The organism is Domibacillus iocasae (assembly GCF_001750285.1).
Classification (GTDB): domain Bacteria; phylum Bacillota; class Bacilli; order Bacillales; family Domibacillaceae; genus Domibacillus; species Domibacillus iocasae.
This window is the reverse complement of record NZ_MAMP01000025.1, coordinates 52,182-71,108: the sequence shown is the minus strand read 5'-3', so window position 1 is coordinate 71,108 and position 18,927 is coordinate 52,182. Positions and strand designations below refer to the sequence as shown.

Here is an 18,927-nt window from a genome sequence, read left to right as displayed (position 1 = left end):
CTGTAAAGACAGATCATGATACACTAGACCCACATCATTTTTTTTACTACGGAAAATTAGTAATGGAGCTGACACGTTATGTTATCGAAATATAGCATTCCCGATCTTGGAATTGACGAAATTGATAAGCAGATTTTATCCCTTTTGCATGAGAACAGCCGCATTTCTTATACAGATATCGCCAAGCAGGTGGACCTTTCCCGTGTCGCTGTGCAGGCAAGGATCAATAATTTAACCGAGCAGGGCGTAATCGAAAAATTCACCACGGTGATCAACCCCGCCAAAATTGGCATTCATGTGTCCGCTTTTTTTAACGTGGAAGTCGAGCCGCAATATTTAGAGCAGGTTGCCACCCACCTTGAAACGGAGCCTGCTGTCACCAGCCTTTATCATATGACCGGCCCCAGCAAGCTCCATATGCACGGGATTTTCACCGACAATCAGGAAATGGAACGCTTTTTAGCGGAAAAATTGTACCCACTTCAAGGTGTCGTCAGTGTTGACTGCCAAATTTTAATTAAGCGGTATAAAAGCCGGATGGGGATGAAGTTATAAAAAAGTATCTCTGAAGTCTATGTTCCTGACTTCGGAGATACTTTTTTGTTATCGGCCGATTGCCGCTCCATCCCCACGCGGATCAACGCCGCCATGCAGGAATCCTTGTTCATCACGCACAATCGCATTGGCGTGGCCCATGATTTTGTCTACTTCTTCTACACGATTTACGATATGGCCGGCAGCTGCGAGCTTCTCTGTTGTTTGTTCCGGTACTCTGCTTTCAATCTTCAGCTCCTGCGTGTCCTCTCCCCATGTTCTCCCCCAAACAAAACGGGGTTCACTGATCGCCTGCTGAGGGTTCATTCCATAATCAATCATTCTTGTAATAATAGCAGTTTGGGTCTGCGGCTGTCCTTCGCCTCCCTGCGTTCCGTATAAAATTGCCGGTTTACCGTCTTTCATCGCCATCGCCGGCATAAGTGTATGGAATGATCTCTTCTTTGGCTCCAGGCAATTAACATGATCAGAATCCAGTGAAAAAAATGATCCCCTGTTTTGCATCGTAATGCCTGTGTCACCTGCCACAATCCCTGAGCCAAATTCAAAATAAAGACTTTGAATAAATGATACCGCATTTCCTTCCGCATCCACGACCGCCGCGTGCGCCGTATCGCTGCCAACCGGCTGCGTCAGTGTATCGTTTGCTTGATCCAGTCGAATTTCCTTTGCCATTTCTTTTGCATAAGACTTGCTCAACAATTTTTCCAGCGGAATATCATGAAAATCAGGATCTGTCAGAAAGGCATTACGGTCTTGAAAACTTCTTTTTAATGCCTCAACAAGCAAATGGTAATATTCATAAGATCCATGTTGAATGTCTGCTAAATCAAAATTTTCTAAAATATTAAGGGCCATCAAGCCAACAAATCCTTGTGAATTGGGCGGTACCTGGTGCATCGTGTAGCCGCGGTATGTTGTTTCCAAAGGCTTCTCCCAGCTGCCTTTGTGAGCGGAAAAGTCTTCAAGCGTCAGCAACCCGCCTTTTTCTTTTAAAGAGGAAACTATTTTTCGGGCCAGTGCTCCTTTGTAAAAGTCATCCCGTCCTTTTTCAGCAAGCTGCTGAAGTGTTTGCGCTAAGTGAAGCTGGATAAATCGCTCATTTATTGCCGGTACGCGGTTTTCCGGCAGAAAAACAGCAGCCATATCTTTATCTTGTTTTAGTACGTCCACATTTTTTGCCGTGTTCACATGATGATCTTCTGAGAGCGGAAATCCGCCGGATGCATATTCAATTGCCGGTGCAAGAACGTCTGCCAGAGACATTTTTCCATACTTTTTCAATACCGCGCCCCAGCTGTCTACCATTCCTGGAACGGTAATCACACTTTGAATGCCGCGAAACGGGATCGACTTGTATCCTTCGTATTGATCTCTTGTAACACCGGCGCCTGTGCGGCCGCTGCCATTATAGGAGTTGATCTCGTCATTTTCCGCGCTGTATGCAAGCCAGAATGAATCACCTCCAAGACCTGTCATATGCGGATACACAACCGCCAGGCAGGCACTGACCGCTACAGCCGCATCAAAGGCATTTCCTCCTTTTTCAAGAATCGCATTACCCGCCTTTGACGCTAAATAATGAGGACTCACGACCATCGTTTTTGTGCCAACAACTGCTTTGTTCATACCACTTTCTCCCCCTCTAAATAATCATTATCTGTTTCCTCCACATAGCCTTTATTATCTGTGAACATAAACATAATTGCTCCAAAAATCAGCAACGCGCCCGATAAATAAAAGCCAAATTCCAATTTCCCAGTCGTATCCGCAAAAAATCCGGTAATGTACGGTGCAAAGATAGAAGACAGCATCCCGCTGAAGTTAAAAAAGCCATACACTTTAGAATACATAGACGGCGGTGTAATGTCTGCCAGGTAAGAAATTAAGACAGGATCAAGTGCCAATTTTCCAAGGAGCCCGTATAGAGCTAAACCAACAAGCAAAAGTGAATAATTTTCCGTATAAGGAATAGCAAACTGACATATTGCTCCTGCGAGTGCCAGTGAAATGATTAAAGGTTTTCTGTTTTTAATTCTATCAGATAAAAAACCAAAAAGAATAGCGCCTGGGATTGAAGCCCATGGTACAAGCGATGCAATGATACCTGTTTGAGAAGCTTCCACTCCTCTAACCGTCTGTAAATAATACGGAAGCCACGTCAGCATGCCGAAGAAGCCGTAAAGGGAACAGAAAATCAGCACATACACAAGAATATGATTTTTCGTAAACAATTTTTTCATATCAAGCTTTTCTGTATTCCCTGCAGCAGCTGCTTTCTTCTTATGTGTATCGTCCCTTACAAAGATCGCGATTAAGATTGCCACGATAATAGTCGGGATCGCAAACACATAAAAAGGGTACTGCCACCCTTTATTTAATGTGTACGTAAAATAACTGGAAGCCATAAACCCTAATGAAATACCGAATGCCATCCCGCTATTAATGAGAGCAGATACGAGGCCGCGATACTTTTGAGGAGTAATTGTAGACGAAATTCCGTATTGAGAGCCGTAATATGTACCTTCCCCAAGCCCTGTCAGTGCACGCATCATTAAAAACATAAGAAAGGTTGTTGCCGTGCCGCTCAAATAAGTCGCAATGCCAAATACTAAATAACCGATGACAAGCACTTTAACACGGCCGAACTTATCAGCTAAAAAACCTGTGGGAATTTGCATGGCCGCATAAGCCGCAAAGAATACCGTTGACATTAACCCAAGCTGAGATTTATCAAGACTCCATTCTTCCCCAATGCTCCCCATAACAGGCGAGAGAATATTCCGATCTGCATACATAAATACCCAGCCAAGGAAAAAGAGAAAAATAACAAAAGCAGGATGTGTTTTTTTCATATGATGAGCTCCTTTTCATAGTTGATAGGAACATCATAAATAAAAAATTTGAATAAATATTCTTTTTCGGCAGATAATCTAACATATATTTTTTCAAAACGTAATCATTTGAACTTTTTTTATTACTATTCGAATGTTAATATGTAATTAACAATACAATTAGCATGAAAGTACTGAGTGCATTCTCATTTTCATTCTAGTTTAGTGAAAACATTTATTATAGAAAGGATGGTTTTATGAAGCAGCGGGACATTTTCATTGCGTTTTTTCGCAGCAGCATGCTTGGCTACGGCGGCGGTCCGACAACGATTCCACTCGTTCAAAAAGAAGTGGTCGAGCGGTTTAAATGGATGGACAATGAAGAATTCGGAGACATTTTAGCAATTGGCAACACGCTGCCCGGTCCTATTAACACAAAAATGGCTGGTTACATCGGATATCGGATTGGCGGCATTCCTGGCACGATCAATGCAATTTTGGCTACCATTTTACCGACGATTATTTTGATGATTGTCCTCTTAACAACTTTAACAGCGTTTAAAGATTTAGCGTGGGTACAGGGAATGACACGCGGTGTACTGCCGGTGGTTGGGGTAATGCTCGTGGTTTTAACAAAAGATTTTTTGCAAAGCTCGGTCAAAGGATTGAGATGGGCCACCGTCGCGCTGCATGTCATAATGGCTCTTTTTCTTATTGAATTTCTTCATGTTCACCCTGCTATTATTATTGCGTCTCTTCTATTATTTGCTTTCTTCAAACCGGTCAAAAAAGACACGACAATTAAAAAGAAAGGACGGTCCGCATGATTTATTTACACATTTTCTGGGTGTTTTTCATGACAAACCTGCTCGGCTACGGCGGCGGCCCGGCGACCATTCCGCTTATTCAAAAAGAAGTGGTGGACCGTTATGGATGGATGACGGTACAGGAATTCAATGAAGCGTTTGCTATGGGGAATGCGCTGCCCGGTCCGATTGCGACCAAAATGGGCGGCTATATCGGATTTCAGGAAGGCGGCTGGCTCGGTGCAGTTCTTGCTGTTCTTGCAACCGTTACACCGTCTCTTATTTTAATGATCACGCTTATGGGCATTTTATACAAAAATCGGACATCTCCGCGCGTCAAGCGGATGACAGCTTACGTAAAGCCGACGATCGCTGTACTGCTCGGCGTCATGGCATTTCAGGCGTTTTTCGATTCATATGTTCAAATCAGTGTCGTTCACATTATTATTTTGGCAGCAGGGAGCTACTGGCTGATGGAAAAAAGAAAAGTTCATCCCGGCCTGGTCGTCCTCTCTTCTCTTTTATATGGAGCAGTCCTGCTTTCGTAAATAAATAAGCGTGAATGTAAGTGACTTTTTCAAGACACATTTTAATAAAAAACAGCTCTCTTTTTTCAATCAAAATAAAATTAGGATTATTCCATATAGAATGTGATGCTTTTTAAAAAGCATTCAGGCTGTCGGCAAATCAGCCTGAGCCTAAAGGGTTCCAGTCCTTTAGGCTTTTTCGTTGTTTATTCTTTCACTTTTTTAACAGCAGTACTCTATTACGCTAAGAAATTACCTTTTCTTTTTTAATCAAAAGAACAAATAAACTCGCCACCGCACAAAAGACCCCCGCTAAAAAGAACGCCCATGTATAGGAGTTAAATATGTTAAAAATAAGTCCGCCTCCATATGCGGCGACCGCAGCACCTGCCTGATGCGACGCAAAAATCCAGCCATACACGATTCCGCTTTTTTCCACACCAAAAATTTGCCGTGAAATGCTGATGGTCGGCGGTACGGTGGCAATCCAATCCAAGCCGTAAAAAACCGAAAAAAGCACAAGCAGCCCAATCGATCCTTCCGCTAACGCATACGGAAGCAGCAATAAAGATGCGCCGCGCAAGCTATAATACCAAAACAGCAGCCAGCGGTTATCAAACCGGTCCGAGAGCCAGCCGGAAACAGTTGTGCCAATCAAATCAAAAATACCCATAAATGAAAGCATGGATGCCGCTGTCACAACCGGAATGCCGTAGCTGATGCAATAGGAAATAAAATGAGTACCAATCAGGCCGCTCGTCGACAGGCCGCAAATGAAAAAGCTGCCGGCCAGCAGCCAAAACGCTTTCACTTTTACCGCTTCTCCCAATGCTTGAAACGCCATCACAATCGGGTTTTGCTTTTGATTTGCCGCCAATGCGGGACGCTCTTCTTCCAGCCCATATGGGAGCAGACCCATTTCATCCGGCGTATTTTTCATAAAAAATAAAATAATACCAAACATGATCAAGCTGAGCACCATAATAAGGCCAATTGCCCAGCGCCATGAAGAGTGTTCAATGATGATAGCCAGGACCGGAAGCAGAACCAGCTGCCCAGTCGCTGTACTCGCTGTTAAAATTCCGACCGCAAGTCCTCTTCTTTTTTCAAACCAACGATTCGCTATGTACGGACTTAAAACAGTTAAAAACAATCCCGAACCAAGGCCGATAATGATCCCCCATATGACGATAAGCTGCCATGACTGTTCCATAAAAAAAGTCAGCACGACACCCGACAGCAGCGTCGCCATCGCATACAGCATCATCTTCTTAAGTCCAACCACTTCAATGAGGGCCGCCATAAATGGGCCCGACAGACCATATAAAAAAAGACTGACGGCAAACGCCAGTGAAATAACGGATCGGTCCCATCCAAACTCCCGCTCAAATGGCACAATAAATACGCCAGATGACGAGCGGACGATGCCCGCCGTAATAATCGAGAAAAAAGCAATAAGTAAGATAATCCAGCTGTAATGAATTTGCTTCAAACCTTCACCTTCAATCTACATCGTTATTACATTGTAAAATAGCAGCTTTACATTTTACAACAACCGGTTTGAAGAAGAAACCTGACTTTATATTTAATGATCCGGGTATGTTTCCTGCAAAAATGAGATAGACTGATGAATTAATTCTTTTAAAACATCCACCTCAATATCCGCCACTTTATTAATATACACACATGCTTTTCCGGTTGTATGTTTCCCGAAATTCTTTAATAGTTCCTGACGCTTCGTATCACCGGTCGCGAAATACAAACTGATTTTTGCTTTGCGAGGCGAAAAGCCGGCTAGCGGCGCATCTCCTTCATGCCCAGATTCATATTTATAATGATATGAACCAAATCCAATAATGCTGGGACCCCACATCTTTGCTTCATACCCTGTTGTTTCTGTGAAAATATCCAGCAGTTTATAAGCATCCTCACGTTTCTTGAGGCTCTCAACCTGTTCAATAAACTCAATGACACTCTTATCCGTTTCTTTTGTCTTTAGCTCATACATGATAGCCGCCTCCTTTTGTAGGAACAAAATGATCCAGTCCTCCCGCATAACAGAGGCCGGATTAATTAATATCATTGTATGGTAATTGGCCTTCTTTATCCAACGACTCCAGCCTTAGCAAATAACGCTTTAGCTCCAGTCCACCCCGAAAGCCGGTCAGTTTGCCATTTTTGCCAATCACTCGATGGCACGGAACAACAATCATCGCCGGATTCGCGCCAATGGCGGCACCAACTGCCCGCACAGCTGATGGCTTATTGATTACTGTGGCAATGTCTGAATATGACCATGTTTCTCCGTATGGAATTTGTTTGAGCGCTTGCCAAATTTGCTCTTGAAAAACGGTTCCTTTTATATCGACTGGCAGCCCAAAATCACGGCTTCTTCCGTCAAAATAAGCTTGTAATTCTTCGCGGTACGGCCGCAATGCTTCATCATTCTGACTTAACACTGCACCTGGATATCGTTTGTTGATCCATTTTTCCAATTCCCCCACCGTCTCACCCGGCGAGCCGACATAACAAAGTCCTTTTTCCGTTTTGGCGATGTAAAGCTGCCATTGATCGTATTTTATCATGGAATATTCAATCTTTTTCATGAGAATTCACCCGCTTTTTGTTGTTTTCGAAACTGTGAAGGTGTACAACCGGTTGTACGTTTAAAAAGGGTGATAAAATAAGGTGTGCTTGAAAACCCTACTTCCAGACTGATGTCCGCCACCATTTGATCGGTCGATTGAAGCAAGTAACGGGCGTTTTTCAACCGCACTTTTTGAACATATTCTGTCGGTGACAGCCCGGTTGTCCGCTTAAAAAGCCGCTGCAGGTAGTATGGACTTCCGTGCCACTCATCCGCCAGCGACTGAAGTGTGATTGGCTCTGCATAATGAGTATCAATCCAGCTGGATATCTGGCCGATCCATTCTTCCGCCGGCAGCTTTAAGCCATCCGGCCTGCACCGCTTGCACGGGCGAAAATGTTCCTCCACTGCCACATATGCATTTTTGAAAATACGGACATTTCCTTTATTTGGAATACGTGATTTGCACGAAGGCCGGCAAAAAATCCCCGTTGTTTTCACCCCATAAAAAAACGTGTCGTCATAGTTTCTATCACACTGTTCAATTGCCCGCCAGTATTCATCCCGAATCGTCTGTTTTGTCGTCCCCATAACGTTCACCTCTTCGTTTACTATACAACGAAATCTTTAAAATAAAGCAGCGAAAGAATGAAAAAGCAAGATACCGTAATTCCTTCACACGAAAAAAACCAGTCTTCACGTAGAGACCGGTATTAAGCACTTAAACAATATATATCTTCAGCCAAACGTTTTCTTTAAAAAATGATACAACCCATCCTCTTTATACGAGTACTCGGTTACTTCATCTGCTTGCTCTTTCACAAAGCCAGTCGCGTTTTTCATGGCGACACAGTGGCCGACGAGCTTAAATAAAGGCAGGTCGTTTTCCCCGTCTCCAATTGCCATGATCTCTTCTTTTTTCAAGCCGAAACGATCCAGCAATTGAATGATTCCGGTCGCTTTTGACACCCCATCTACCGTTACTTCCACGTTATGATGCGTAGAAGAAGCAGTCGTGAAGGCAATGCGTTCTTTTACCTGTTCCAACTCCGCTTTCCATTGCTCCATCGCCTGTTGATCACGGCTGAAAAAATAAATTTTTGCCACGTTTTCTGTTTGCAGCTCGTCTGTCCAATGAATTTTTGACTGAACGGCTTCTTGACGTGACAGCCATTCATTTTCATGCACCGTCTCCGGCTTTGGTTCTGTCGCGACTTTCGTCATAAATGGACGATCGGTTTTCAATGCAATCCGACCTCCATCATTCGGGTGAATTTCGTAATAAATACCCCACTCGCCTGCTTTTACCGCGAGCTTCTCGACCAAATCAGAAGGAAGCGCGTGACCGGAAATTTGATCTTCTCCTAAAAATGCGGACATGCCGTTTGCCGTTACCGTTCCATCAACGTGAAAGTCTGACGGCAGTACATCTCTTGCTTCTTTTAACGTCCGGCCGGTCGCAATAAAAACGAGCAGCCCCCGCTTCCGCAGTTCTTTCACATACTCGTTCAATGTGTTGTTTACCGTATTAAATTCCGTCAGTGTTGTTCCGTCTAAATCAAGGACAATTGCTTTGTACGTCATCGAATCACCTCGAGGTTATATATTGTCTCCCCATTATGCACATTTCATCTATAAAAATGTCCACTACTTTGATTGAAAAAGATTACTCTCTTGATCAGCGGGAAATTGCGCCGCATCCTCAAAAAAATGCCCCGGCAGTCAAAAGACTCCGGGGATACTTCTCTCTTCCTATTACTGACGTGCTTTTGCCCACTCATTCTGCATGTTTTTCACGACTTCATCCCATTTGGTTTCTTCCGCGAAATATTTCTGAATTTCAGCGCCAAGCTGATCACTCCAGCCGACAGGGTAGTTCGGGAATACCCAGGCAGAGGTATTTCCATCTTGTGAGTATTGATAAATTTCTTTTGAAAGTGGATCGGCAATGCCTTCTGCGTCATAGCCTTCATAAGCCGGAATAAATTTAAACTCAGACAAAACCGCTTCTTTCCCTTCATCTGACGTGTACATCCAGTCAATGAAGTCTTTCGCAGCTTGCTGCTGTTCTTCTTCTGCTTTTTTATTCACAACATAGTAACTTGGTACGCCGACCGGCATTTTCGTTTCTCCATTCACCGGAATCGGCATAATGCCCATACCTGATTCCGCAAGTTCAGGGTCCATACCTTCAACAGTTGGATAAATCCAGTTGCCCTGCTGAATGATCGCCACGCGGCCAGTTGAAAATAGTTCTTCTACCTGCTGGGAGTAATCCAGGTTATTAACCGGCTGAACCGAATATTGATTTTGCAGGTCTAAATATTCCTTGAACTCATTGCCATGTCCGAATGGTAATTTTTTTGCTTCGTATGCCGCAAACGGGTCATTGTTAAAATCTGGTGAGAGGAATACATTGGAACCATGGTTGCCCGGTACCCATTTTTCTTTCGCCGCTAACGCAAACACTGCATCAAGACCTAGATCCTCTTTTTTACCGTCAATTTTTTTTGCTGCTTTCGCTAAATCGTCCATCGTTTTAATAGAAGCTGCATCTACGCCGGCTTCTTTAAATACATTTTTATTGTAAATAAGCCCGTAGCCTTCCAAGTTGACCGGCATCCCAAGTACTTCCTCATCACGCGTAACGCCATCAAGTGTTCCTTCAAGTGCCAATCCGGCTGCTTCTGTATCGCTCAAGTCCATTAAACGGTCGCGGTATTGGTCAATGTCCACTTGTCCTGCTATGGTGTAAATCGTCGGCTCATCCCCTGAAGCAAATTTGGCTTTCAGCGTCCCTGCGTAGTCACTTCCGCCTCCGACCGTTTCTACCTGAATGTTTACATCCGGATTTTCCTCTTCGTATTTTGCTGCTAATTCTTCAAACTGTGTTTTAAACTCTACTTTTCCCTGATAGACGTTTACTGTGACCTGGTCACCGCTCGCTGCCTCGTTTGACGAGTTTTTTTGATCTGTATTGCTCGTTGAACAGCCGGCCAAGCTTAAAAGTAAAGCAGATGATAGCATCAATGTTTTTTTATTCAACATATCAATTTCCCCTTTTTAATAAAGTAGTTCGAGCACCGCACACTCATACGGCTGCAATGTATCGAGATTTTCTGCAAGCGAGCCATTGGTTAAAAGAACATTTTTCACTTCAAACGGAAGATCGATTTGCACATTCTTATTTTTGAAGTTGGCGATAACTGCTATTGATTTTGTATCATCCCGTCGGATGTAGGCCATCACGTCCGGGTGGTTTTCGATCACTTCTTCGTACCGTCCATACGTAATGACATTCGTGAATTCACTGTTTTTCCGAAGCCGGATGAGCTGCTGGTAATAATAAAAAATAGATTCTGGATCATGCCGATTTTCTGTATTTACTGATTGATAATTGCTATTTACAGCAAGCCATGGTGTTCCTTCAGAAAACCCCGCATTTTTAGCGCCGTTCCACTGCATCGGTGTCCGTGCGTTGTCACGGCTTCTGTTTCCGACGGCTGTCAGCGCATCTGCTTTTGACAGCCCGTCTTTCAAGGCAGAATAGTACTGATCAATGGATGCCAGATCATTAAACTCTTCAACTGACCTAAAAGTCGTATTCGTCATCCCGAGCTCCTGTCCTTGATAAATAAACGGTGTTCCTTTTAATAAGAAATAAACGGTTGCCAGCATTTTTGCCGACATTGGCCCAATCCCAGCCGGTTCGATAAACTTGCTGAGGGAACGTGGCTGATCATGGTTTTCCAAATAAAGAGCTCCCCAGCCTTTTTCATTAAAAACCGCTTGACTGCTAGAAATGGCTTTTTTGAAATCGAGCAATTCCCACTTTTTCGGCTTGTACCAGCACCCGTCTTTTTCTAAATCCAGATCCACATGATCAAATTCAAACAACATGCTGAAATATCCACCCTCCCCAACATACGAGGACAACTGCTCAAGCGTCACGCCGGGCGCTTCCGCGACTGTCAACAAATCATGAGGAAGAAAAGACTTCCTGCTTAGCTCTGTCAGAAATGTTTCAACTCCTTCCTGGTTTGCTTTCACGACACCTGGTTCATGTCCGCTCGAGTCAAATGCTTTTTTAATGAATGTAATGGCGTCTACTCTAAATCCGGCAATTCCTTTTTCAATCCACCAATCAATCATGTGATAAACAGCCTGGCGAAGCGCGGGGTTCTCCCAATTCAAGTCCGGCTGTTTTTTCGAGAATGTATGCATATAATATTGATTCGTTATCGGCTCATATTCCCAGCAGGAGCCACCGAAAACCGATTGCCATTGATTCGGCGGTCCACCGCTTTCATTGCCATCCTGCCATATATACCAGTCACGATGAGGATGGAGCTTGTTTGCTTTTGACTGCGCAAACCACGGATGCTCATCGGATGTATGATTCACAACGAGGTCCATAATCAGTTTCATGCCCCGCCTTTCCGCCTCTGCAATCAGCCGCTCCATATCTTCCATTGTCCCGAATTCCTTCGCAATCCCTTGGTAGTCAGAAATATCATAGCCGTTATCGTCCATTGGCGATTTATAAACCGGACTTAGCCAGATAACATCAACACCTAGCTCATGCAAATAATCCAGTTTTTGAATAACGCCCTGCAAATCCCCGATTCCATCCTGGTTAGAATCGTAAAAACTTTTTGGATAAACTTGATATACAATTGATTTTTCCCACCACATTCTTTTTGCGGCCGTAAAGGCTTCTGCCAGCGGTTGTTGAGCCATTTTAACCCTCCTACTTTCTGCGTGTGGTATCGGTTTCATAAATGGTTAAAAAAATAAATCAAGAACTTTTTCTATAAAATGTAAAAAATTAATATTTAAGATTTAACTTATTATAATCCATATGTGGTATCGGTTTCAATACTATTTTTAAAAAAATTGCGAGAAATATTTCTCACAATTTTAAGTGGATTGCCTTACAATTACTTCTATTGGTAATTCATAGTGGTATGTTTGGGCGTTTTCATCGTGCAGCCTATTAATAATAACCTCCGCTGCTTTTTCTCCCATTTGATCAACCGGCTGCCTAACGGTTGTCAGCTTTGGACTGATTAACTCGGCAAGCGGCTGGTCATCAAATCCCATGACAGCCAGATCATTCGGGATGGCAATTCCCTGTTCTTCAGCATAGGCAATCATGCCAGCAGCAATTTCATCGCTGCCGGTAAATACAGCTGTCGGCCGGTCGTCCATTTCAAGCAGACTTTTCAGCACACTTTTTCCATCTTCGATCGTATGCCGATCAACGAAAATCCAATTTGGATTTATTGAAGCACCTGCTTCTTCCATCGCTTTTTGGTAGCCCCGGTTGCGGTCCTTGTCTTTTCCTTCCTCCGCAAAAAGCCCGCCTGTACAATACGCGATTTTTTGGTGCCCTTTTTCAATCAAATGCTTTATGCCCATATATGTTCCTTTGAATTGATCCAGTTTAATAATCGGCACAGAGGGCTCATTGATATACTCATTGCATAACACAATCGGGCCGTATTTTGTAAAGGGCTCTACTGCTTTCCAATCGTTTTCAATGGCTGTCATAATAATGCCATCCACTTGTTTCGTTTTTAGTAAATTTAAAAAAGACAACTCTTTTTCTCGGTCTTCATTGCTTTGAAAAATCATGACCTGATAACCATTTTTATAAGCGGCCTGCTCAATCGCGTCCACTAAATAAGCAAAAAAGGGATTGGTTATTTTTGGAACGACGACCCCAATCGTTGTCGTCACTTGTCCTCTCAGTCTCCTGGCAGCCGGATTTGGATAATAATCAAGCTCCTTCATTGCCTTTAACACAAGCGCCCGCTTTTCTTCAGATACGTATGCGTGATTGTTAATGACGCGTGATACAGTTGTTTTTGATAACCCCGATAATCTGGCTACATCTATGATCGTCGCCATTTTTTTCAACCCTTTTCTGCAGGAAATATGAAACTGATTTCATATATTGTAGCGCCTAATCAAATTTGAACGCAAGCTTATTGCAAAAAAATAGCCAGAATGGTTCCTGGCTGTTTATCATATAGTTATTCCGGCTCAGCTTCCGTCCGCAGCGCCTTAAAAAATTCAAGAATATAGCGGTAGCTGTTGCCAAAGTCACCCAGTGTCCCATCTTTTGAGCAGTATACGTCAATCGCAGAGCGCATAGGTGTCAGCTTATAAATGGTCACAACCATTCCATACGTTCCTTTTGTGAGCATGACCTCACCACGTGCCACATCTTCATTCCCTACAATCCACCCGTTAAGCTTGCCGTCCTGTACCACTTTTTTAATATCATTAATCAGTGCTTCTCTGCTTTTTCGGTAATAGCGGGTTTTTAGTTCAGGTTCTTTCGGGTTCTCTTTCGTTTCTTCATGCTTTCTCCAAATTCCAGTTATAACTCGTAACGTAGACATATTGCCTCCCAATAGATTTATTTTTTTAACGGCAGCCAGTTAAGCACATCTTGAATTTTCCGGTCCCAATAGCCCCATTCGTGTTCTCCTGCTTCAAATTGAGCTGTTAATTCATATGATGTCTTTTCGACTGCCTTCTTGAAACGGATGTTATCTTCATAGAGAAAGTCCTCTATACCGCAGCATTGATACAACATCGGTTTTTGTTCAGCTTGCTGCGATTTTTCTATTAGCTTAAACAGATCATGTTCTGTTCCGGAAATGTCCTCATCGCCGAATACAAGCTGAAAAACACGATCGCGGTCCCCTGCTTTTACTCTGCTTTCAATATCAACCACGCCGGATAAGCTCGCTGCCGCGCTAAATTGCTCCGGCCGGGACAGCGCCCATTTAAACGCACCGTATCCACCCATTGAAAGCCCCGCCACAAAATTATCCTCGCGTTCGTCAGACAATGGAAAAAAGGATCTCGCCACCGCCGGTAATTCTTCTGTTAAAAAAGCCCAATATTGATTTCCATACTTCATGTCGGCATAAAAGCTATGGTGCATTTGCGGCATAACGACAGCCAGCCCGAGCGGCGCCACATAACGTTCGATCGACGTCCGCCGCGTCCAAATCGTATCATCATCACTTAATCCATGAAGCAAATAGAGCGTTTGATGCTTATCACCAGCCTTTTTATTTTGCATTCCAATTTGTGAGTTGGTTTGCTGGGGAAGAATAACAGTCATGGATGTGCTTAAATTTAATACTTCAGAATAAAATTGACATTGAATAAGGGCCATTTTCTCCATCCTTTTATTATCAGATAATATTTCAGAATATTTCCATTATACCATTCTCTGTTTATCATCCGAAGAAATACATTCATTTACAGAGAAAAAGAATTTTTTTCTTCATATGGGAATGCACCTTCCTGCTTCTGGGTAAAACAGAAGCATGTTTATTTAACTAATTGACGGTAAAAAGGGGCTTTTACAATGAATGACCAAAGAAAATATGGCAAAAATCAAATTCATTATTCGGCTCGTAATTTATGGTCCGGCTTTTTATTCGGTATCGGTTTTATTGCTTTTTTTGATGAAATGGTCTTTCATCAATTGCTTCATTGGCATCATTTCTATGATAAATCCACCACTGGTATTGGGCTCGTTTCAGATGGATTTTTCCATGCGTTTAGCTGGCTGGCAACTGTTGGCGGATTGTTCTTATTTGCGGATCTTCGACGCCGACATGCGCTTTGGCTGAAAAGATGGTTTGGCGGGGTTCTGCTTGGGGCCGGTGTGTTTCAACTGTATGATGGAACCATTCAGCATAAGTTAATGGGTATCCATCAAATTCGCTACGTGGAAAATATTTTGCCGTATGATCTCACTTGGAATATTAGTGCCGCTCTCTTCATCATTGTTGGGGCCGTGATCGTGCTACAAACAAAAAAGGAAATCTCCTATGAATGATCACTCTCATACCCATTCAGCTGCAGGAGAGGTGTCCTCTTTTTTACTGACTGTTCCTTTTCTGATTGCCTTGATCGTCTACATCTGGGCCGCCGCTTATTCTAAACGATGGCCTTTTTATCGTTCGGTTTTTTGGACAGGTGGAATTTTGTGTGCACTAGGAGCCTTGATCGGGCCTTTAGCTGAGAAAGCGCATACTGATTTTACCGCTCATATGGCCGGCCACCTGCTGCTCGGTATGGCGGCACCCCTTTTCCTTGCCCTGGCGGCGCCAATGACCTTGCTTCTGCGAACACTTCACGTGAATCACGCCCGGCTGCTTGCCAAAGCTTTGAAAAGCAAGCTTGTTCGTTTTATAAGTGATCCAACAACCACTCTTTTTTTAAATATTGGAGGACTTTGGCTTCTCTATACAACCAGTTTGTATGCAGCAATGCATGAACACACTTTTTTGCATGTCCTTATTCACCTGCATGTGTTTTGGGCTGGTTATCTGTTTACCGTTTCAATCGTTTATATTGATCCGGTCTCCCATCGTAGAAGCTTCCTCTATCGGGCTGTTGCACTTGTTTTTGCCCTGGCTGGACATGGTATTTTATCAAAATACCTTTATGCCCACCCGCCTGACGGTGTACCTGCCGCACAGGCCGAAGCAGGCAGTATGCTAATGTATTACGGAGGGGACGCTATTGATCTTGTCCTTATAATTGTTTTTTGTTTTCAATGGTATAAGGCAGCCCGCCCCAGATCTGTCCTTGCTTAAATTCCAGCAGACGATCAGTAGTTGTTTGAAAATAAACAAAAAGAACGTGCTGATGCCGGTCAGCACGTTCTTTTTGTTCAGACAATGTCTAGCTCCAGGCGCCGATAAACGGGCGCCTTGCGTTTTTCTCACACGACGTCATATCCTTGATCATCAATCGTTTCCTTAATTTGATCGAGTGTTACTTTCGCTGCGTCATATTTCACATCTACTTTATTGTCCTCTAAATGAACCTTCACAGAGTGAACGCCACCCAGCTCGCCGACGCTTCCTTCTACCGCTTTCACACAATGTCCGCATGACATGCCCTGTACATTTAATGTTGTTTGTTCCATTCCAATCGCTTCCCTTCGTTGTTTTTTATTCACCGCTGGATTATCACAGCAGTTCATCGACAATTTCTTTATCGCCTTCTTAACAATACTTTACTATACCTCCCTAATGTATATAAACTATTTTGCTTATGCTGCTATTTCTTTTTTCTTTTTTTCAAAAATCGGTTAAACAAAGAAAAGATCAGCAGCGGAACGAGTAAAAATAAACAAATACAAAGCAGCGATTCTATTCGGTGATAATTAAGGTAGTGTGTATGAAAAGCGGTGCTGGATAACGTCATACAGCCAATGCCCAACAAAATAAAGACTATAGGAAGTATCTTTTTCACCCTTCTCCACCTGCATTCCGCGCCACTGGAAAAGATAAAATAAAGGTTGTTCCTTTCCCTGTTTCACTCTCAACTTGAATCCCGCCATTTAACTGCTCCACCAAATTTTTCACAATGGCAAGCCCCAGGCCCGTGCCGCCCAACGCACGGGAACGGGATTTTTCCACTCTATAAAAACGTTCAAAAATAAAAGGAAGATCTTCTTTTGGAATTCCCGCACCTTCATCTTTTACATGAATGAACACCTGCTCTTTTTCAATACGGGTATATAGGTGAATATTTCTTTCCGGCTCACTGTACCGGATCGCATTTTCAATAATATTTAAAATGACCTGCTCCAGCCGGACAGGGTCGATATAAAGCATCAATGACTCACTGGATGTGTCGAATATAATACCTATCTTCTTTCCCGCCGCTTTCAGTCTGGCTTTGGCGATGGCGCTTTTTAATACATCATCCGCTTGGACCCATTCCGGATACAGTTCAAATTTCCCTTCTTCCATTTTGGCCAATTCAAATAAGTCATTAATAAGCGCCGTCAGCCGTTTCGATTCGTCTTCAATAATAGCTGCGTATTGCTGTTTTTCCTTTTCACTTTCGATCATGCCTTTACGGAGCACTTCTGAATATCCGGCTATGTACGAAATCGGCGTCCGCAGTTCATGCGAAATATTAGCAAAAAATTCACTTCGATTCGTCCGGTATTGCTTCAGCTCCTGCCCGAGATCATTAATCGCAATGGCTAATGTGCCCACTTCATCTCGTGTTGTAACAGGCAGCGCTGCCGATAATTCTCCGCGTGCCATGCCCCGTGCCGCTTTTTCCATTTGCAATAGCGGTGAAGACAGCCGGCGAGAAATAAAATACGTAAAGCCAATCGCGGTAAAAAGCGCACCGAACGCTGAAATAAACAGCCACTTTCTAACTTCCATGATCGATTTCTGTACACCCTCCGTATTCGATACAACGACAAGCCCGCCGTTTACCTGCCCTTCTACAACGATCGGTTTCCCCGCTAAAAATAATGGCTGCCCAGTTTCCTTATATTCGATACCGACAGGCCGATTTTGAACGATCGGATGAAATAATTCAGGCAGCACTTTATTTCCTTCTTTAAAAGATGTTCCTATAGTGGAGCGTAAAATCACCCCGTTTTTATTAAAAACGAGAAAGTCGGCATTTATTAAGTCCGACAGCATGTCAAACATGTGATATGAATTAACGTCTTCCACGTCCGTAATCATTGTGGAATATTGCGCGGCAAAATATTCGGTCTGTTTTTGCTGCTGATTTGTGTAAAATGACGTAAACAGCTGATCAATTGTGTACATAAGCGGAAGCAATACAATAAGAAACAGCACGATAATACTGCCACCGAGCTTAATAGTAATACTGTTCCATTTCATAGCTGTTGATCCGGCTCTTGAAATTTATAGCCCACTCCCCAAACCGTTTGAATGGGATCATATAGACTGCCCGCTTCGCGAATTTTAGTCCGAATGTTTTTCACATGGCTGTCCACTGTTCTTGTATCACGGCGATCCGCAAAACCCCACAAGCGATCTAATAGCATATCACGTGTGAATACGCGCTTTGGACTGAGGGCAATCGTTTCAATAAATTCATACTCTTTCGGTGTCAAATCAAGCCTTTCTCCATTTACAAATACTTCGTAGCTTTGCCGGTTTATCGAAAAAAAACCATTGCCAAATGTGATTGGACTGTCCTCTGAAAGCGTTGTTTGAACATCAGCTCGCCGGAGCAACGCTTTCACCCTGGCCAGCAGCTCTTCTGGATCAAAGGGCTTCACTAAATAATCATCCGCTCCGATATCAAGTCCCCGCACTTTATCCTTCACTTCATTTCTCGCTGTCAGCATTAAAATGGGCGTGGCCTGACTGGCCCTGATCGTCCGGCACGTTTCCCAGCCATCCATATCCGGCATCATCACATCAAGCAAAATTAAGTCAAATGTCCGTTTTTGAATCAGTAAAACGGCTTCTTTTCCGCTGGTGCATTCTGTTATGTCGTACTCTTTTTTCAAATGAATCGCGAGCAAATTTCTCATTTTCCATTCATCATCGACAATCAAAATCGTTTTTTTCATTCACTATTACCCCTAATCCCGAATTACATACAACAAGTGTAGTACGATACGGGCAAAATTGCACCGTTCAACGGTCTTTAATGACTGTCATGCACTTCCCCGTCTGCCTGCACCGGATCCTGTACATCAACTCGTGTTCATTTTTTGTATTGATTACCTGCAAATTATTTGCTGTTTTTTCATTCATCTTTGCAAGTATGTCCAGAGAAGAGAG

Annotated in this window: 20 protein-coding genes; 5 read left to right on the top strand and 15 right to left on the bottom strand. The window is 43.3% G+C overall.

The window, feature by feature from the left end:
* Positions 1-78 precede the first annotated feature (78 nt).
* Positions 79-555, top strand: coding sequence for a chromate efflux transcriptional regulator ChrS (gene chrS / locus BA724_RS17155; RefSeq protein WP_069939883.1), 477 nt, complete (start codon positions 79-81; stop codon positions 553-555).
* Between the two features lie 48 nt (positions 556-603).
* Here chrS and ggt read toward each other — a convergent pair whose 3' ends face one another.
* Positions 604-2,184 (bottom strand): gamma-glutamyltransferase, encoded by a 1,581-nt coding sequence (ggt, locus tag BA724_RS17150; protein WP_069939882.1) that lies wholly within the window; start codon positions 2,182-2,184, stop codon positions 604-606.
* Positions 2,181-3,410 (bottom strand): MFS transporter, encoded by a 1,230-nt coding sequence (locus BA724_RS17145; protein ID WP_069939881.1) that lies wholly within the window; start codon positions 3,408-3,410, stop codon positions 2,181-2,183. Before BA724_RS17145 ends, ggt begins: the two co-directional genes overlap by 4 nt.
* Positions 3,411-3,646: 236 nt before the next feature.
* Here BA724_RS17145 and BA724_RS17140 point away from each other — a divergent pair, with 236 nt between their 5' ends.
* Positions 3,647-4,216, top strand: a complete 570-nt coding sequence (locus BA724_RS17140) for a chromate transporter (protein ID WP_069939880.1) — start codon at positions 3,647-3,649, stop codon at positions 4,214-4,216.
* A complete protein-coding gene (locus BA724_RS17135) occupies positions 4,213-4,743 on the top strand; it encodes a chromate transporter (RefSeq protein WP_069939879.1) in 531 nt (176 codons plus the stop codon). Before BA724_RS17140 ends, BA724_RS17135 begins: the two co-directional genes overlap by 4 nt.
* A 223-nt stretch (positions 4,744-4,966) precedes the next feature.
* On the opposite strand, the gene BA724_RS17130 is transcribed toward BA724_RS17135, so the two are convergent.
* The 10 genes from BA724_RS17130 to BA724_RS17085 form a co-directional block, all read right to left on the bottom strand.
* Positions 4,967-6,214 carry an MFS transporter gene (locus BA724_RS17130; protein ID WP_069939878.1) on the bottom strand — a complete coding sequence of 416 codons (1,248 nt, stop codon included), beginning with the start codon at positions 6,212-6,214 and terminating at the stop codon, positions 4,967-4,969.
* A 93-nt stretch (positions 6,215-6,307) separates the two neighbouring features.
* A complete protein-coding gene (locus BA724_RS17125; RefSeq protein WP_069939877.1) occupies positions 6,308-6,730 on the bottom strand; it encodes a DUF1801 domain-containing protein in 423 nt (140 codons plus the stop codon).
* Positions 6,731-6,791: 61 nt separating this feature from the next.
* Positions 6,792-7,328 carry a methylated-DNA--[protein]-cysteine S-methyltransferase gene (locus tag BA724_RS17120; RefSeq protein WP_069939876.1) on the bottom strand — a complete coding sequence of 179 codons (537 nt, stop codon included), beginning with the start codon at positions 7,326-7,328 and terminating at the stop codon, positions 6,792-6,794.
* Positions 7,325-7,900: a bifunctional transcriptional activator/DNA repair enzyme AdaA gene (locus BA724_RS17115; RefSeq protein WP_069939875.1), complete on the bottom strand. Its 576-nt coding sequence runs from the start codon at positions 7,898-7,900 to the stop codon at positions 7,325-7,327. Before BA724_RS17115 ends, BA724_RS17120 begins: the two co-directional genes overlap by 4 nt.
* A 147-nt stretch (positions 7,901-8,047) precedes the next feature.
* Positions 8,048-8,893: an HAD family hydrolase gene (locus BA724_RS17110; RefSeq protein WP_069939874.1), complete on the bottom strand. Its 846-nt coding sequence runs from the start codon at positions 8,891-8,893 to the stop codon at positions 8,048-8,050.
* 171 nt (positions 8,894-9,064) lie between these two features.
* Positions 9,065-10,357 (bottom strand): ABC transporter substrate-binding protein, encoded by a 1,293-nt coding sequence (locus tag BA724_RS17105; RefSeq protein ID WP_069939873.1) that lies wholly within the window; start codon positions 10,355-10,357, stop codon positions 9,065-9,067.
* Positions 10,358-10,372: 15 nt separating this feature from the next.
* Complete coding sequence (locus BA724_RS17100) at positions 10,373-12,049, bottom strand: alpha-glucosidase (protein WP_069939872.1); 1,677 nt, start codon at positions 12,047-12,049, stop codon at positions 10,373-10,375.
* A 180-nt stretch (positions 12,050-12,229) separates the two neighbouring features.
* The gene (locus tag BA724_RS17095) at positions 12,230-13,222 is read right to left on the bottom strand and encodes a LacI family DNA-binding transcriptional regulator (RefSeq protein WP_069939871.1); all 993 of its coding nucleotides are present in this window, start codon (positions 13,220-13,222) and stop codon (positions 12,230-12,232) included.
* A 125-nt stretch (positions 13,223-13,347) separates the two neighbouring features.
* Positions 13,348-13,719, bottom strand: a complete 372-nt coding sequence (locus BA724_RS17090; RefSeq protein WP_069939870.1) for a hypothetical protein — start codon at positions 13,717-13,719, stop codon at positions 13,348-13,350.
* A gap of 17 nt (positions 13,720-13,736) precedes the next feature.
* A complete protein-coding gene (locus BA724_RS17085; protein WP_069939869.1) occupies positions 13,737-14,507 on the bottom strand; it encodes an alpha/beta hydrolase in 771 nt (256 codons plus the stop codon).
* A gap of 195 nt (positions 14,508-14,702) precedes the next feature.
* On the opposite strand from BA724_RS17085, the gene BA724_RS17080 reads away from it, so the two are divergent.
* Positions 14,703-15,179, top strand: a complete 477-nt coding sequence (locus BA724_RS17080) for a DUF2243 domain-containing protein (protein WP_069939868.1) — start codon at positions 14,703-14,705, stop codon at positions 15,177-15,179.
* Positions 15,172-15,942, top strand: coding sequence for a cytochrome c oxidase assembly protein (locus tag BA724_RS17075; protein ID WP_069939867.1), 771 nt, complete (start codon positions 15,172-15,174; stop codon positions 15,940-15,942). The genes BA724_RS17080 and BA724_RS17075 overlap by 8 nt, the downstream gene beginning before the upstream one ends.
* 128 nt (positions 15,943-16,070) lie before the next feature.
* On the opposite strand, the gene copZ is transcribed toward BA724_RS17075, so the two are convergent.
* The 3 genes from copZ to BA724_RS17060 form a co-directional block, all read right to left on the bottom strand.
* Positions 16,071-16,277 carry a copper chaperone CopZ gene (gene copZ / locus BA724_RS17070; RefSeq protein ID WP_069939949.1) on the bottom strand — a complete coding sequence of 69 codons (207 nt, stop codon included), beginning with the start codon at positions 16,275-16,277 and terminating at the stop codon, positions 16,071-16,073.
* 325 nt (positions 16,278-16,602) lie between these two features.
* Positions 16,603-18,012, bottom strand: a complete 1,410-nt coding sequence (locus BA724_RS17065) for a HAMP domain-containing sensor histidine kinase (protein ID WP_069939866.1) — start codon at positions 18,010-18,012, stop codon at positions 16,603-16,605.
* Positions 18,009-18,713, bottom strand: a complete 705-nt coding sequence (locus BA724_RS17060; RefSeq protein WP_069939865.1) for a response regulator transcription factor — start codon at positions 18,711-18,713, stop codon at positions 18,009-18,011. The genes BA724_RS17065 and BA724_RS17060 overlap by 4 nt, the downstream gene beginning before the upstream one ends.
* Positions 18,714-18,927 lie beyond the last annotated feature (214 nt).

Excerpts from the sequence above, each read along its gene's own strand:
- copZ (WP_069939949.1), bottom strand. The coding sequence starts at position 16,277 with ATGGAACAAACAACATTAAATGTACAGGGCATGTCATGCGGACATTGT.
- BA724_RS17105 (WP_069939873.1), bottom strand. The coding sequence starts at position 10,357 with ATGTTGAATAAAAAAACATTGATGCTATCATCTGCTTTACTTTTAAGC.
- BA724_RS17145 (WP_069939881.1), bottom strand. The coding sequence starts at position 3,410 with ATGAAAAAAACACATCCTGCTTTTGTTATTTTTCTCTTTTTCCTTGGC.
- BA724_RS17110 (WP_069939874.1), bottom strand. The coding sequence starts at position 8,893 with ATGACGTACAAAGCAATTGTCCTTGATTTAGACGGAACAACACTGACG.
- BA724_RS17065 (WP_069939866.1), bottom strand. The coding sequence starts at position 18,012 with ATGAAATGGAACAGTATTACTATTAAGCTCGGTGGCAGTATTATCGTG.
- BA724_RS17085 (WP_069939869.1), bottom strand. The coding sequence starts at position 14,507 with ATGGCCCTTATTCAATGTCAATTTTATTCTGAAGTATTAAATTTAAGC.
- BA724_RS17120 (WP_069939876.1), bottom strand. The coding sequence starts at position 7,328 with ATGAAAAAGATTGAATATTCCATGATAAAATACGATCAATGGCAGCTT.
- BA724_RS17075 (WP_069939867.1), top strand. The coding sequence starts at position 15,172 with ATGAATGATCACTCTCATACCCATTCAGCTGCAGGAGAGGTGTCCTCT.
- BA724_RS17125 (WP_069939877.1), bottom strand. The coding sequence starts at position 6,730 with ATGTATGAGCTAAAGACAAAAGAAACGGATAAGAGTGTCATTGAGTTT.
- BA724_RS17060 (WP_069939865.1), bottom strand. The coding sequence starts at position 18,713 with ATGAAAAAAACGATTTTGATTGTCGATGATGAATGGAAAATGAGAAAT.
- ggt (WP_069939882.1), bottom strand. The coding sequence starts at position 2,184 with ATGAACAAAGCAGTTGTTGGCACAAAAACGATGGTCGTGAGTCCTCAT.
- BA724_RS17135 (WP_069939879.1), top strand. The coding sequence starts at position 4,213 with ATGATTTATTTACACATTTTCTGGGTGTTTTTCATGACAAACCTGCTC.
- BA724_RS17100 (WP_069939872.1), bottom strand. The coding sequence starts at position 12,049 with ATGGCTCAACAACCGCTGGCAGAAGCCTTTACGGCCGCAAAAAGAATG.
- BA724_RS17140 (WP_069939880.1), top strand. The coding sequence starts at position 3,647 with ATGAAGCAGCGGGACATTTTCATTGCGTTTTTTCGCAGCAGCATGCTT.
- chrS (WP_069939883.1), top strand. The coding sequence starts at position 79 with ATGTTATCGAAATATAGCATTCCCGATCTTGGAATTGACGAAATTGAT.
- BA724_RS17090 (WP_069939870.1), bottom strand. The coding sequence starts at position 13,719 with ATGTCTACGTTACGAGTTATAACTGGAATTTGGAGAAAGCATGAAGAA.
- BA724_RS17115 (WP_069939875.1), bottom strand. The coding sequence starts at position 7,900 with ATGGGGACGACAAAACAGACGATTCGGGATGAATACTGGCGGGCAATT.
- BA724_RS17095 (WP_069939871.1), bottom strand. The coding sequence starts at position 13,222 with ATGGCGACGATCATAGATGTAGCCAGATTATCGGGGTTATCAAAAACA.
- BA724_RS17080 (WP_069939868.1), top strand. The coding sequence starts at position 14,703 with ATGAATGACCAAAGAAAATATGGCAAAAATCAAATTCATTATTCGGCT.